Source organism: Xylanibacter rarus (assembly GCF_001275135.1).
Classification (GTDB): Bacteria; Bacteroidota; Bacteroidia; order Bacteroidales; family Bacteroidaceae; genus Prevotella; species Prevotella rara.
Genome location: NZ_LFQU01000005.1, coordinates 1 through 13,275, shown reverse-complemented (window position 1 = coordinate 13,275; position 13,275 = coordinate 1). Strand labels below are relative to the sequence as shown.

General features: G+C 43.2%; 11 protein-coding genes. 5 read left to right on the top strand and 6 right to left on the bottom strand.

Going from position 1 to position 13,275, the window contains the following annotated elements; all coding sequences use genetic code 11:
- The first annotated feature begins 460 nt into the window (after positions 1-460).
- The 5 genes from ACU52_RS04070 to ACU52_RS04050 all read left to right on the top strand — a co-directional run bounded on the left by ACU52_RS04070 (position 461) and on the right by ACU52_RS04050 (position 4,990).
- On the top strand, positions 461-922 hold the full coding sequence (locus ACU52_RS04070; protein ID WP_021853801.1) for a SprT-like domain-containing protein: 462 nt from the start codon (positions 461-463) through the stop codon (positions 920-922).
- A gap of 90 nt (positions 923-1,012) precedes the next feature.
- Positions 1,013-1,705 carry a WG repeat-containing protein gene (locus ACU52_RS04065; RefSeq protein ID WP_053397868.1) on the top strand — a complete coding sequence of 231 codons (693 nt, stop codon included), beginning with the start codon at positions 1,013-1,015 and terminating at the stop codon, positions 1,703-1,705.
- Positions 1,706-1,847: 142 nt separating this feature from the next.
- Positions 1,848-3,566 carry an ATP-binding protein gene (locus ACU52_RS04060; RefSeq protein WP_053397867.1) on the top strand — a complete coding sequence of 573 codons (1,719 nt, stop codon included), beginning with the start codon at positions 1,848-1,850 and terminating at the stop codon, positions 3,564-3,566.
- A gap of 204 nt (positions 3,567-3,770) precedes the next feature.
- Positions 3,771-4,406 (top strand): hypothetical protein, encoded by a 636-nt coding sequence (locus tag ACU52_RS04055; protein ID WP_053397866.1) that lies wholly within the window; start codon positions 3,771-3,773, stop codon positions 4,404-4,406.
- Positions 4,407-4,411: 5 nt separating this feature from the next.
- A complete protein-coding gene (locus ACU52_RS04050; RefSeq protein ID WP_053397865.1) occupies positions 4,412-4,990 on the top strand; it encodes an NADAR family protein in 579 nt (192 codons plus the stop codon).
- A gap of 157 nt (positions 4,991-5,147) precedes the next feature.
- Here ACU52_RS04050 and ACU52_RS04045 read toward each other — a convergent pair whose 3' ends face one another.
- From ACU52_RS04045 to ACU52_RS04020, 6 genes are all read right to left on the bottom strand, one after another.
- Positions 5,148-6,821, bottom strand: coding sequence for a DUF2130 domain-containing protein (locus ACU52_RS04045; protein ID WP_082335160.1), 1,674 nt, complete (start codon positions 6,819-6,821; stop codon positions 5,148-5,150).
- A gap of 22 nt (positions 6,822-6,843) precedes the next feature.
- Entirely contained in the window at positions 6,844-7,677 is an 834-nt protein-coding gene (locus ACU52_RS04040) for a nucleotidyl transferase AbiEii/AbiGii toxin family protein (protein WP_053397864.1), read from the bottom strand.
- A complete protein-coding gene (locus ACU52_RS04035; RefSeq protein WP_053397863.1) occupies positions 7,667-8,299 on the bottom strand; it encodes a type IV toxin-antitoxin system AbiEi family antitoxin domain-containing protein in 633 nt (210 codons plus the stop codon). Before ACU52_RS04035 ends, ACU52_RS04040 begins: the two co-directional genes overlap by 11 nt.
- Positions 8,300-8,543: 244 nt before the next feature.
- On the bottom strand, positions 8,544-10,241 hold the full coding sequence (locus ACU52_RS04030) for an MFS transporter (protein WP_053397862.1): 1,698 nt from the start codon (positions 10,239-10,241) through the stop codon (positions 8,544-8,546).
- Between the two features lie 2 nt (positions 10,242-10,243).
- Positions 10,244-11,278: an HlyD family secretion protein gene (locus ACU52_RS04025; RefSeq protein WP_053397861.1), complete on the bottom strand. Its 1,035-nt coding sequence runs from the start codon at positions 11,276-11,278 to the stop codon at positions 10,244-10,246.
- A 2-nt stretch (positions 11,279-11,280) separates the two neighbouring features.
- Positions 11,281-12,597 (bottom strand): TolC family protein, encoded by a 1,317-nt coding sequence (locus ACU52_RS04020; RefSeq protein ID WP_082335159.1) that lies wholly within the window; start codon positions 12,595-12,597, stop codon positions 11,281-11,283.
- Positions 12,598-13,275 lie beyond the last annotated feature (678 nt).

Below are 13,275 nucleotides of genomic sequence, written 5' to 3'. Positions count from 1 at the left end.
TTGCATGAAAAACGAGAAAAATGATATATGACAGATATTCCATATAATAAGTTGGAAAATGGTAAACATATTTTAATTTGGCTGAGAAATCTTAAAATGTTGTTAAATTTATTAAGCCTATTTTGGATAGTAAAAATAAGTGCCGTATAATTTGCAATATGAAAACAAAACGAACAAGATATGTCGGAACAATATTTACAAAATAAACGAGAAAATGTTTCGATAGGATGCTATAGGAAACCAGATGACATTTTGACCTCAGGATATGCATTAAAGAATGAAAAAGCAGATAATTTCTAAGGGACGTTGTCTGTAGTAGCACAAAAATCAAGTATGAGAAACTATTGGCTTACTTTTTGCTGGTGATGAAAATGGTGCCAACAAAGATCCGACAATAAAAACTGAAACTTGAAACACCCCTATTTTGACATAAATATGTTTAACTTAAAAAGCATTGCCAATGAAACATAGACAAAAAACTACAAAGACAAAGGCTGCAACAGCAAAGGTGCTGACATTGCCTGACCTGTATGACATGTATGATGAATGTAATTTCAGATTCTTCGGTGGAACTTTGCCGTGTCCTCAGCTGGATTTTATGCATAAGAAAGATCCTGTAGGTTCTTTTACATGTGACTATTATAATGACGTAATTCTATCTGCCTGTATCATGATAAGCGACAGGTATAAATATACAGATGCTCAACTACGGACGCTAATGACCCACGAGATGATACATTATTTCTTATACTATAATAATGTAAACCCGACGTGGAGTCATGGTAAGGAATTCAGGACCATTGCAAAATACATGAATGTTGTTTATGGACTGAATATAGATAAGTATACTGATACCTCAAACATGGAAATGATTCAGAAAGAATCTTTCTTTTCCAGACTATTCTCAAAACGGAAAGCATGACGTTGTAATCATCAGGTTATGACAGAATGGCATACACAAAGAATAAACAAATTGATTATAAATTATTATTAACTATAAAAACGAAAAGTTATGAAAAATATTAAAGCGACATCGGAGATTCTGAGCGTGTATAACAACATGCTGGCTAAGGCTGATAAACTGACAGACGAGAAATTGAGAGACGAAGCACTGGCTGAAGCAGAAAAATACAAAAACGGTTTCGACTGGTCAGATGTTATCTTCTATGAGGATGGTAAGGCAGGAGTAAAAAATGTATTGGGAGAAATTCTTGTTCCGGCTAAGTTTGACAAAATAGCATTCACATATTGCTATTTCGTGAAAAACATGCCTTATATTGTTATTAATCATGGCAACTTCGGAATGGTAAAATCAGACGGCTCCGGAGAAATGCTTGCTCCATGCGAGTATCATGAGATTGCGCCGTTGATATATTATGGCTGCTTTATTGTAATGGCTGACGACTATTGGGGCTTGATAAATTCCAATGGACAGATTGTGGCTCCTGTTGAGCATGATGACATTCAGATACTTGAAGATCAGTTTGCTGTGTTTAGAAAAGATGATAAGAAAGGACTTTATGCCTTTGAGAATGATGTATATGTAAGTCCTGAATATGATGACATAAAGCATGACGACATAGATGAGCCGATTAAATTTATCCGTGACGGAAAGACATTCTATATAGACACGGAAGGTAATGTCTACGATGATGCAGAAGACAGCGAACACTTATTGCTCGGTGTTCAGAGTGATCCCGTATAAAGATTAAATTAAGATATAACGTTTTCGCATACATCGGTGCGAAGGCGTTATATCTACATATCTTTTCTTGTCAAGATATGTTCTCGTGTCTTCTTCAGCAAAAACATACAGGTACTATTTACAAACAAAAAATATTGAGAAAATGAGACATACATACAATTCAGAAACCGAATTAGCATCAAAGAGCAAGGGTAAGTCAACCCGCTTGAAGCCGATACCAAAGAAAGATATGACAATGATGAATTGTCTTGAAAGAATATTGGAGATTGTTGCAGGTGAGTCGTTAAGTGCGGCGTCAATAAAGAGAGCACAAAGGTATATTCAATATGTTGCCGAACGTCAGAAACTAAACAGTATGCAGACTGTGCTAATGGCTCTTTATATTAACTTCAGCAATGATCCGTGCATAACTCTTGCCGATATCGCAAGTGAACTTAAATGTAAAAATCTGAAGATATTGTGCTATCAGAAGGAGATTGACGAACTGGAGAAAAAACGTATCTTGCGTAAATCCGGCGCACATGGCCCGTTTGACGGTTATAAGATAAACGACGGCGTGATGGACGCTTTGGTGGCAAATGAGCCGTATGTATGTAAACCGCGTAAGGCTTCTGATTTGTATGAACTGTTTTCGTTTGTATATAATTTGCTCAGTTTACGCAAGATGGAAGAAATTGACACGGAAGAACTTGTTGTTGAAATAAACGAGTTGTATGATGAAAATAAAGAAATATGTTTTGTCGATGGTCTCCGTAAGCTAATCTTGGAGGATGAATCTGTCCTCTTGTTGTCACAGATGGGAAGATGTCTTATGAACAGCAACATAAAAAATGTTGCGCTGGATAATTTTATTTATTTGTTTGACGAGGAGTCTGTACGCGCCCGTCAGTTAAGGGCATTGCAGAATGGAAGTCATGAACTGATGAAGCTTGGACTGATAGATTTCTCAATGAGCAATGGCTTTAAAGACCGCGGAACGTTCATGCTTACCGACAAGGCACGTAAAATTCTTCTTGACAACGTAAAGATTGCATGTTATGACGAGGTGAATGACGAACATACGGACATATTGAAGCCTGACGCGATTAATGAAAAGCAGATGATATTCGATAATACCGTTTCTGAGCAATATGACAGACTGTGCGGACTGCTTAGTGATAAGAATCTGAATACTGTTCGCCAAAGGCTTGAGGAGAAGAATATGAGCAGAGGATTTTCTATACTTTTCTATGGTGCGCCGGGAACCGGAAAGACTGAAGCCGTCAAGCAGATAGCCAGATGTACCGGGAGAGAGATTATGCAGATTAATATCTCACGGATGCGCTCTATGTGGGTTGGGCAAAGTGAAAAAAACATAAAGGCTGTTTTTGACAATTACAAAGAGATGTGCAAGCGTTCTGAGCGTATTCCGATTTTGCTCTTCAACGAAGCAGATGCCATTATCAGTTCTCGAATTGACAATGCAAAAAACTCTGTTGACAAAATGGAAAATTCTATTCAGAACATCATACTTCAGGAAATGGAGAATTTCGACGGCATACTCATTGCTACTACTAACCTTGTTAAAAATTTCGACAAGGCTTTTGAACGACGTTTCTTGTATAAAATAGAGTTTACAAAGCCAACAGAAAAGGCCAGAAAGAAATTATGGCAGACTATAATGACAACTATTGATGACAGTTCTGCTGCGTTTCTTGCAGGTAAGTATCAGTTCTCTGGAGGTCAGATCGAAAATGTGGCGCGTAAAGCTGTAGTCGATTCAATCCTGTATGGCGAAGATAATGTCAATCTTGCTAAGATTGAGGAATATTGTAAAAACGAGGTTATAGGAAAATCAAATAAGGTAAGAATAGGATTTTAGCTTTTTGCTTCGTGTCATAACCGGTTGGTAAGCAACAATGTTTTTTGTTCTTTATTTATATGTTGCTTCTGCCGGTTATTATTGTTGTTTGTTTCCTCATGGCGTATTGTGGTGCGTCATGAGGACAACATATGAAAGTTCTGGGATTTAAAATATCCAACATTCAGATAGACTGTTTTTATATTGCCTGAAAAATTTATATATTTGCTTCTAATTAATATTTATGAATTGAAATTGGCTGGAACAAATAATATGCAAAACACAGATATTATGTATCATGGCTCACATAACTATTTTACTGAGTTTGACTTGAAGCATGTCTTGGAGGGAAGCGGAAAGATTAAGTTCGGTTATGGTGTGTATGTCACTTCAAAATATAGTTCTGCTGCCCATTATTCAGGTCAAAAAGCACAGTCAGAAGGTGAAAACTTTGTCTATACCGTGGCAGTGCCTTCATTGACGGATGATAATTACATAATGTTTAAGCAGCCTGTTAATGCTAAGATTGTTATGCGTACAGAAAATGTGCTTGGTGAGAAAATTCCTGATAAGGTTAAGGCTGACGGGAAATTATTCCGTAAATATCTGGCAAACACACTTACTGGGAATGATGACTTTATCGGAGAGAAAGCTGCTGCCGAGTTTTTGGATAACAAAATCGGTGTCGACTGTATTGTGTGGCCATATTCGTGGCGAAATCCTTCTCTTGGTACAAATCGTGCGATTTTTAATGTCAACAAAATAGAGATAATAAGGATTGACCGGGTTTGTCTGGATGCAAGTAAACATCTTATACAAGACACTGTCGTCCCGGTTTTTCAATTAAACAACGAAGTATAGCAGATATGAGTTTTTATAGCATAGCGCCATTCATAGAAAAATACTATCCACAGTATTATTCTATCAAAGATTATCCGAAAGAGCAATGTGTAACCATACATAAAGTTAAAGAAGAGTGGGGCATATTAAGTAACTTTGGACGGACTCCAATAGTAGTTAACGGCGTTGAGTTTAAGTCTGCCGAGCAGCTCTTCCAGATGATGAAGTTTAAGGATAAGGATGTTCTGTTGGATATATATGGTGCCGGCAATCCGAAGATGAAAGCAAAGAAATGGGAGAGAGCTTACAGGCGCAGCGATTGGGGACAGATGATTGTTGACGCAATAAAGTTCTGTCTTCAATGTAAGTATGATCAAAATGCAGATTTCAGGGAAAAACTTAAAGATACCGACAACAGATATATAGTTGAGGATCAGACAACATTCCGTAAAAAGTATGCAGATACTTGGGGCGTAAAATTAGTAGATGACAAATATGTCGGTCCAAATCTTCAGGGACGTCTGCTTATGGAATTAAGGGACAACGGTAAGTTGACTTATAGTTTGTCTGACGACGCATTGGATTTTGTAAATTTGCTGAAATAAATAGTGTGGATATTTTTATATTAAACTGCTTTTTAGGTGGCTGTATTAGACATAATAATAAGCCCCGAAGCGTCATTGGTTTTACATTCTTGTGTGCGTAAATAATGATGTTTCGGGGCTTATTGTTTTTTTGCCTGATGTGTGTCACTCAGGAGTATTATTCGTCCTCATCCTCCTCAACAGCCCGTGCTTCCTTAAATTTCTCTTTCATAGTCGGGTTGTTGTATGTAAGTTTCTTTATCGTCAGTCCGTCTGCCTTGTCGTTGGCCAGGCGGAGGTTGCGCTCGGAGCCTACAAGGGCCTCTTTTATCTTTTGCAGGTGAGTTATCGACTTGTCTATCTCGTCGATGGCTGTCTTGAACTTCTCGCTCGCAAGGCGGTAGTTGTTGGCAAACTTCTCCTTGAAGTCGTTGAGGCGGCTTTCAAAGTTGGTTACGTCTACCGACTGGCTGCGCGCAATGGCCAGTTGGCGCTGATACTCTATGCTCTTCTTTGACGTCTGCACAAGTAGCGTTATCAGCGGAATGAAGAACTGCGGACGGATGACGTACATCTTCGGATAGCGGTGCGACATGTCAACGATGCCCGTGTTGTACAGCTCACTTTCAGGTTCGAGCAGCGACACAAGTACGGCAAATTCGCATTTCTTGGCTTTGCGGTCGTCGTCGAGTTTCTTAAGGAAGTCCTCGTTCTTATGCTTTGTAGCGGTCTGGTCCATTTCGTTCTTCATCTCGAACATAATGGAGATATATTCAAAGCCGTCTTCATAGTCGCGGAAGATGAAGTCGCCCTTGCTGCCGCCCGATGCGTCGTTGTCTTTCTCAAAGTAGGCGTTGGGGAATAGCGGGCGCATGCGGTTGAACTCCGTGCTGCAGTGTATTTCGAGCGTCTCGCCGACCATCTTTGTCGACATCCTTGTCTTCAGGTCTTTATAGTAGTCAACCTCTTCCTGCTTCTTTTTCAGCTGTATCTCGTAAGTTTCCTTTATGTTGTTCTCACGCAGTGCGGCCTCATTCTTCTGCTGGTTCACCATGCCCGTAAGCTCAACAATCTTGTTTTCTTTCTCCTTCAGGGCGTCCTGCGCCTTGCGTTGTTCCTCAAGCACGGCTATCTGACAGGTATCCTTACTCTGCGAAATGGTGGATTTCAGTTTCGAAATCTCCTTGTCCTTCTTTGCCAACTCACCGGCCAGCTCGAGCGCATTAGTCTGTACCATGCTCTCAATCTTGGCCTTCAGCTCGGATATCTCCTGATTCTTTTTGTTCATTTCTCCTGCCAGTTCGAGTGCTTTGGCCTGTGCCGTGCTCTCAATTTTAGCCTTCAGCTCGGATATCTCCTGGTCTTTCTTGTTCATCTCTCCGGCCAGTTCTAGTGCCTTGGCCTGCGCTGTGCTCTCAATCTTGGCTTTCAGTTCGGATATCTCCTGGTCTTTCTTGCTCATCTCTTCAGCCAGTTCGAGTGCCTTAGCCTGTGCCGTGCTCTCAATCTTAGCCTTCAGTTCCGATATCTCCTGGTCCTTCTTACTCATCTCTTCAGCCAGTTCAAGCGCCTTCGCCTGCGCCATGCTGTCTATCTGCGCCTTCAGCCGTTCTATCTCAGTATTCTTTTCTCCTATTTCAAGATCCTTTGCCGACAGCTGCTGTCCGAACGTCTGTTCCGACTTCATCACGTCGGCCTTCAGTTCTGCTGCATATTGTTTCCTCACCTCTTCAAGTCTGCGGTTGAGTTCGTCGTTAAACTCGGCGTTCTTTACCTGACTGACGATAGAAGCATAGTCGGCCTCGTCTACCTGAAACACGCTCTGACATTTAGGACATCTTATTTCTTTCATATCATCGAGTTTTTGTTATTTCTTACACATTTATAATTTTTATCATATCTGCCAGTTGTACAAAGTAATCATTTGACCAGATATCCAGTTCTTTCGGATTCCTGACAAAAGGCAGGACGTCATTTTTAACCTGATTTATATTGGCAGTTGATAATTTTTCTTTCAGCAACGCGATAAATGTATCCATGTCAATTTCCTCATTATTAAACTGCTTTACGCGTTCTGCCAGATGCTTGAAGTCAAGTGGTACATTATGGCGTACATACCATTCAAAATCATACCAGTCGCGTCCCTTTACTCGATTTTTCCAGGCACGGTACACCAGTGCATGCATTTTGCCTGCAAACAGGTCGGGCAAAACAAAGCAGCGTGTCATAAATGAATGTGGCTGCAACAGCAACTTTTGCTCAGTTTCAAATTTCAGCGGTGGCTGTGTGTCAACCTCAATTTTTATTTTTATCGATTTGTCTGTACGGAAAGATATGTCGTAAACATCAGTGTTGTCTTTTAGAAATGCCGATTCAACCTTTCCGAAACTCTTTTTGTCTTTCTTCTTTATTTCCACGTTTCTTCCCACAACGGCAAATTCATCGATGATGGGCTGAAAATATTTCTTGAAATCAAATTCGTCGTCAGGTGCCAAAAGAGAGAAGTCCATGTCTTCGCTAAAGCGTTGAAGATCATGGAAAATACGAAGACATGTACCGCCATAGAACGCAGCCACGTTGAAGAAACCTCCGTTATAAAGACCGGCAAGTATTATTTGCTGGTTAACCTCAAATATGGCATTGCGTTTCTTCTGTTCGGTAGAAAGGTCGTATGCCGAAAGCATACTGTCGTAAATGTCATTTGTCATTGTTTAGCAGTTTTATTAAGGTTCTTATTGATTCCGACTTTTTGCCAGTCTTGGCATATTCTTCAAAGATGTTTACGTTCATCATTAAAAAGTCGTCCATCTCCATGCGTATGTCTTCTTCAAGATACGTTTCAGCATCTTTTATGGATCTTAGATTTACGCTTGGTGAGTTGGCAATCAGGTCACATAGTGCTTTTTCCGGTGTAGCCATCACGAACGCATATCCGTCCTTTTCAATGCTCGACAGTCCTATTGAAAATGATTTTCTTGGGATGTATGTATATTCAAACCGTCCAAATGCAGTGTCAAAGCTACGTGAATGTTTTAGCGTCATTGACTGCATAGTGTAAACCATTTCAGGTATGAGGCCATAGTAACGCAATGCAGAAGACATAGATACATATGACGGGGTGTAAAGATGATTGGCGATAAGCTCGGTAGACAGAGGCCTGTCTGATATCTCAGGATTACATATGTACAGTCCTCTCTTAAGGCGGATAATATCTCCGCTTTTCTCAAGTTGTCTTATTTTTTGGCTTCCTCCTTTTAATTGTGGATATAGTGATTCAATTATTGAGGACGTTACCGGTATGTTGCCGAGTTTTGCTAAAACATTATTCATGATGTACGGATAAAGTTTACTCAAACAAGATGTCTGGTAACCATGCTTATTTAGATTAGCATGGATATTGAGAACATTGTTTGTTTTTGCAAATATAGTAAAATTTTGAACAGTAATATATATAAAACATACTTAACTGTTCAAAATTTTACAACTTTTATGCCGTCTTAGTGTTTTAGCCTTCTGTTTGCTCTTCATTCCGAGGAACTGGCGAAAGGTAAAGTTTTGGGGTGTATGTCTTCCTTCAGTTCTCCTTTTCTTTTTTATCTTCCAGACAGTCAGCGTCATCTTCTTCATACTCGTCGTCCTCTTCCGCTTTGTTCGGAATAACGGAGCCCTTCGGGTCGTTAGTCTTCTCGGTGTTCATCCATTGGCGTATGGCTGCCATTCGGGGCAGCAGGCGGATTACGGGCAGGCGGTAGTGATGAATAATGATGAGCATCATCATCAGTATGCCTATGGCCGTCATGTAGCCGTAGCATTCCTTTATGGATATCATCACGGCCTGCTTGGATATCACAGCCATCGTGTCGCTCCACGACGGCAGGTCGAACGGCATCACCGTGCCGTCCATGTTGTCGGCCGCGTTGAGGCTGTTCTTTGATATCGACCAGTTGTATAGGCGCTGCACCGTGGCCGAACCTAAGGCTGTTCCTATGCCGCAGCGTATGTAGCCTATGGAGTTGAGGCCGAAGAAGAAGTGAGAGAAGGGGAGCGACTGCGACAGATATACGTTAGACGCCGAGCCTATCATCACCTCAGACACGCCAAAGGCAAACAGCGGGATGAAGAAAGCCTCTCTGTTGGTGTCGCCGTCGATGAGAAAATACATCGACACTTCGTAAAAGGTGAGCAGCACCAATGCCACAATAAAGTATTTCTTGAATCCCCAGTGCCACTTTACGAATGTGGCAAAGGCCAGCAGCGAGCCTACCACCACGCCGTAGAGTATGGGCCAGTTGAGCGATATCGTGTTGAGCGAGTCGTATTTCAGCACAGATGACAGATATATCGACTGCAACAGCTTGGGCGCAGCCTGAAGAATGCCAACGCCGAGCAGAAGCAGCATGAGGTGCTGCACTGACCTGAACTTGAATATAGACAGCGGCAGATACGGCTTTTCGTGAAACTTTGACCGGCACAGGGCTGCGATAAAAAACGCCAGCGTTATGCCCGTGGCCTGCCATATAGTGCTGCTCATCCACCAGTCGTAATGCTCGCCGTAGGTGAACATCCACATGCCTGATATCAGGAACGCGCTCCAGAGGAACAGACCTATGAAGTCGACACCCTTTAGCGACAGGAACGGACCCGGACGATGGTCGGGCTTCATCATGAAATATACAATGCCGCAATGAATCATCATCAGCGCTATGACAAACAGGTTCATCAGTCGCCAGTTGCCGTAGTATGTAAGATACGCCGTCGTTAAGCCTGAAAGATATGTTCCGCCGCACACCATGATGTAGACAACAGGGAAGAACACGGCATAGTTGCGCGACGGCGTTACGCATAGACGGAACACGCTCGTGCAGCCAAACATGCCCAGCATCTTGCAGAAGCCCGCAATGAAGGCCAGTCCCCATATCATCCACGGCTCGGTTACCGACATGGTAAGGGCGTTGCATATTATTATTCCGATGGCAGAAACGAAAAACAGCTGCCGCGTGTACATATAGAATTTCAGCCTGTACATCACCGGGAAGCACACCGTTATGCCGCCCAGGGTGCAGTAGCCTGCCATCTGTATGTCCTCGTTGAGCAGCGCTATCTCGCTTACAATCTGGTTTGAGTACGACGTGTTGATGCTTCCCACATACTGATACAGGAAGCCGAACGCCATATACAGCCAGAAGCGCAGCCGTGGCGGCACCCAGTCTTTATACATCAGGAGCTGCCGCGTGCGTATAACGGTGTTTGTCGTATGATATAGCTTGGCCATTATCAGTCGATCATTTCACATTCAACGTTCAGGCCGGCACGCAGCCGCCTTATGTTCTCTTTGCTGTTCTCCTTCGTGAAGCGTATCTTCACCGGCAGTCTCTGTTCCACTTTCACAAAGTTGCCCGTGGCGTTGTCCTGCGGCACTATGGAGTATTGTGCCCCCGTGGCGTTCGATATGGCCTCTATCACGCCCACATATTCAATGCCCGGTATGGCGTCCACGGTTATCCTCACGCGGTCGCCAGGCTTCATCTTTGCCGTCTGTGTCTCCTTATAGTTGGCCACAACCCACACGTCGTTTTCGTCAACCACCGACATCAGCGTCTGTCCGGGCTGCACGAGCTGTCCCTCCTGCAGCGTTATCTTCGATGTATATCCGTCTACAGGTGCCGTTATCACGGTGTACGACACGTCCAGTGCGGCATAGTCCTTGCGCGCCTTGGCCAGTTTTATGCTTGCGTCCTGCTGTCCCAGCTTCTTTGTCTGTTCATTTTTTGTCAGCGACGTTGAGCGCTTCTGCCTGCACAGCATGTCATATTCGGCCTTTGTACTTTCATATCTTGTCTTCACGTCGTCATACTGTTTCTGCGTCACGGCCTTGTTTTTCAGCAGCACCGAGTAGCGTTGCAGGTCGCGTTCGGCGTTCTCCAGTTCGGCCTTTGTGCCCAGTATCGACGCCTCGTTCACGCCTATGTTGCTTTCCGTGGTGCTTATCGCCGAGCTCATCACCGTCTTGCCCGACACGGCGTTTTGCAGTTCGGCTTCGGCTTCAGCCAGTTTCAGCCTGTATTCTCTGTCTTCGAGTATCACCAGCGTGTCGCCTTTATGCACGAAGGAATATTCCTCAACGCACACCTTCTTGATGTAGCCCTGCACGCGTGCGTTCACCGGCACGATGTGTCGGCGCACCTGCGCGTTGTCAGTGAAGGTTGAAACGTTGAATTTTATAAACTGTACACATATCCACCATATACCTATTGCCAGCACAGCCAGAACCACGATGTTCTGGATCATTCGTCTTGTTTTGCGGTTCATGTTTAAAAGTTTCCTGAAATATATTTTAGTTGATAATAATAGTACACCACATTCACGCGTGCGTTAACCAGTCTTACCTCGGCGTCGAGCTTTGACGTCGATGCGTCGAGCATGTCGGTCAGCAGCGACAGGTCGGCCGAATAGCGCTGCTCCACAATCCTGTAGTTCTCGTTGGCCAGTTCCACGTTCTTTTTCTGCGTCTCCACCTGACGGCATGCCTCGGTGTAGTATTTGTACATCTGGTCCACCTTTCGGTCTATCGTTTCCTTTTCGGCCTGGCGGTTGTCCACCAGCTTTGCCGTCTGCATCCTTGCGGCGTTGAGCGAGGTGTTGTCTTTGTAGAAGGCCGACAGGTTCATCGACAGCTTCACGCCCACCCACCATGTGTTAATGTTGTTGTTCTTCACGGGAGTGCAGTTGGTTATCGGGCCTTCGAGACTGTTGCCTGCCGTCAGTCCTATCATGGGCATCATGCGGCTGCGCACAATCTTCTCTTCGGTCTTTGCCTGCGAGTAGGCCAGGTCGAGCCGTTTCAGCTTGGGCGACATCTCGGCCTCCTGTCTCCAGTGGCTTGCTCCAAGGTCGGGCAGGTTCATCTCGTCCGTGCCGAGCCATGGCTCTATCATCGTGCCTTCGTCAAGTCCGAGATACACCAGCAGACTGTAGTTAAGATGCTCCACGGCGTTGGCCACGGTGCTTCTGTCGTAAGTAAGGTTCGACAGGGTCAGTTCGTAGCGCGTAACGTCGTTTGCCAGTGCCAGCCCCTGTTCAGAGCGCACCTTCATCTCCTCAATCAGTTGTTTTGTCAGCTTGATGTTCTCGTCGTACACACTCAGCAGGTTGCGGTTTTTCAGAAGACTGAGATAGCAGTCGAGCACCTCCATTTTAATGTTATCCGTAACAATCTTCAGGTCGGTAGATGCCATCTGTGTCTGATATCTCGTCTTCTGTATTCCTGCCGTTATCTCACCTCCGGAGTATAGAGGCTGATAGAGCGAAAGAGAAATCAAGTTGCCCAGATGGGGCATTGCCGAACGTGTAGGGTTCGAAAAGTCACGCTCCAGAATTGTTGCATCCCCCAGATAGTTTACTCCTGCTTCCAGACCGATGTCGGGCAGTCGCTTTGCCCTTGCGTTCTTTTCTAGTTGTCTGGAAATGTTCACGTCCTTTTGTGCCGCTTTAACTTCTACATTCGATTGTTCCACTCTTCTAAACAATTCGTCAATTGTCATCCTCAACGGTTTCTGAGCGGACATCCGGCACGCCACAACACTGCTGCCGGCAAATAATAACAACACGGCTAATCTCCGTAATCTCATACTTTATGTCGCTTTTTTGGTGTGCAAAATTACGGATTTAACTTTGATTAAGACTATTCTATATCCGCCCTAAATTTGTCATATACGAAACAAATAGCCTCATTTTGTCCATTTTTCATGTTCTTTCTGTGTTATTTATCTTACCATAAGCCCCAATGCCATGTTAATGATAATGTCTTAATAATTCTGTTATTTGTTAATTATTTTTGCAATTGTCTTGTTGGGTATATTGTTATTGGGAGTTAAAGGAGTATTTTCTAAGTGAAGAACGAAGAGTGAAGAGTGAAGAATCCAAATGCCTTGTTGGATATTGTAATTGGGAGTTAAAGAAGTTATCGCTCACTAAGGTGAGCTAGGAGCATATTTAAGTGAAGAACGAAGAGTGAAGAGTGAAAAATCCAAATGCTAACGTAGTGCTTGCGGCAATAATCAACAAGACTAATGTGCCGGCGGATCTGCGCTCCGCCGGAATTAAATATAAGGATCTCTTGATCCGCTTAAAATACCGCTTATTTAAGTTAAGGATGATAAGTTAAAAATCCAAATACCAAATTGGTATAATGTTATAAAGTAATTTTAAATATGAAGTAATCGGACAGTTCTGGCGAAAATTAAAAATTAAAAGTTAAAAATCTAAATGTCTAAGCGAGTTTAAAACAACATGATAACGCAAAATAG

What these genes read in the sequence shown, in the direction of transcription:
- ACU52_RS04025 (WP_053397861.1), bottom strand. Translation starts at nt 11,278, where the DNA reads ATGAACCGCAAAACAAGACGAATGATCCAGAACATCGTGGTTCTGGCT.
- ACU52_RS04050 (WP_053397865.1), top strand. Translation starts at nt 4,412, where the DNA reads ATGAGTTTTTATAGCATAGCGCCATTCATAGAAAAATACTATCCACAG.
- ACU52_RS04030 (WP_053397862.1), bottom strand. Translation starts at nt 10,241, where the DNA reads ATGGCCAAGCTATATCATACGACAAACACCGTTATACGCACGCGGCAG.
- ACU52_RS04040 (WP_053397864.1), bottom strand. Translation starts at nt 7,677, where the DNA reads ATGACAAATGACATTTACGACAGTATGCTTTCGGCATACGACCTTTCT.
- ACU52_RS04060 (WP_053397867.1), top strand. Translation starts at nt 1,848, where the DNA reads ATGAGACATACATACAATTCAGAAACCGAATTAGCATCAAAGAGCAAG.
- ACU52_RS04065 (WP_053397868.1), top strand. Translation starts at nt 1,013, where the DNA reads ATGAAAAATATTAAAGCGACATCGGAGATTCTGAGCGTGTATAACAAC.
- ACU52_RS04045 (WP_082335160.1), bottom strand. Translation starts at nt 6,821, where the DNA reads ATGAAAGAAATAAGATGTCCTAAATGTCAGAGCGTGTTTCAGGTAGAC.
- ACU52_RS04070 (WP_021853801.1), top strand. Translation starts at nt 461, where the DNA reads ATGAAACATAGACAAAAAACTACAAAGACAAAGGCTGCAACAGCAAAG.
- ACU52_RS04035 (WP_053397863.1), bottom strand. Translation starts at nt 8,299, where the DNA reads ATGAATAATGTTTTAGCAAAACTCGGCAACATACCGGTAACGTCCTCA.
- ACU52_RS04020 (WP_082335159.1), bottom strand. Translation starts at nt 12,597, where the DNA reads ATGAGATTACGGAGATTAGCCGTGTTGTTATTATTTGCCGGCAGCAGT.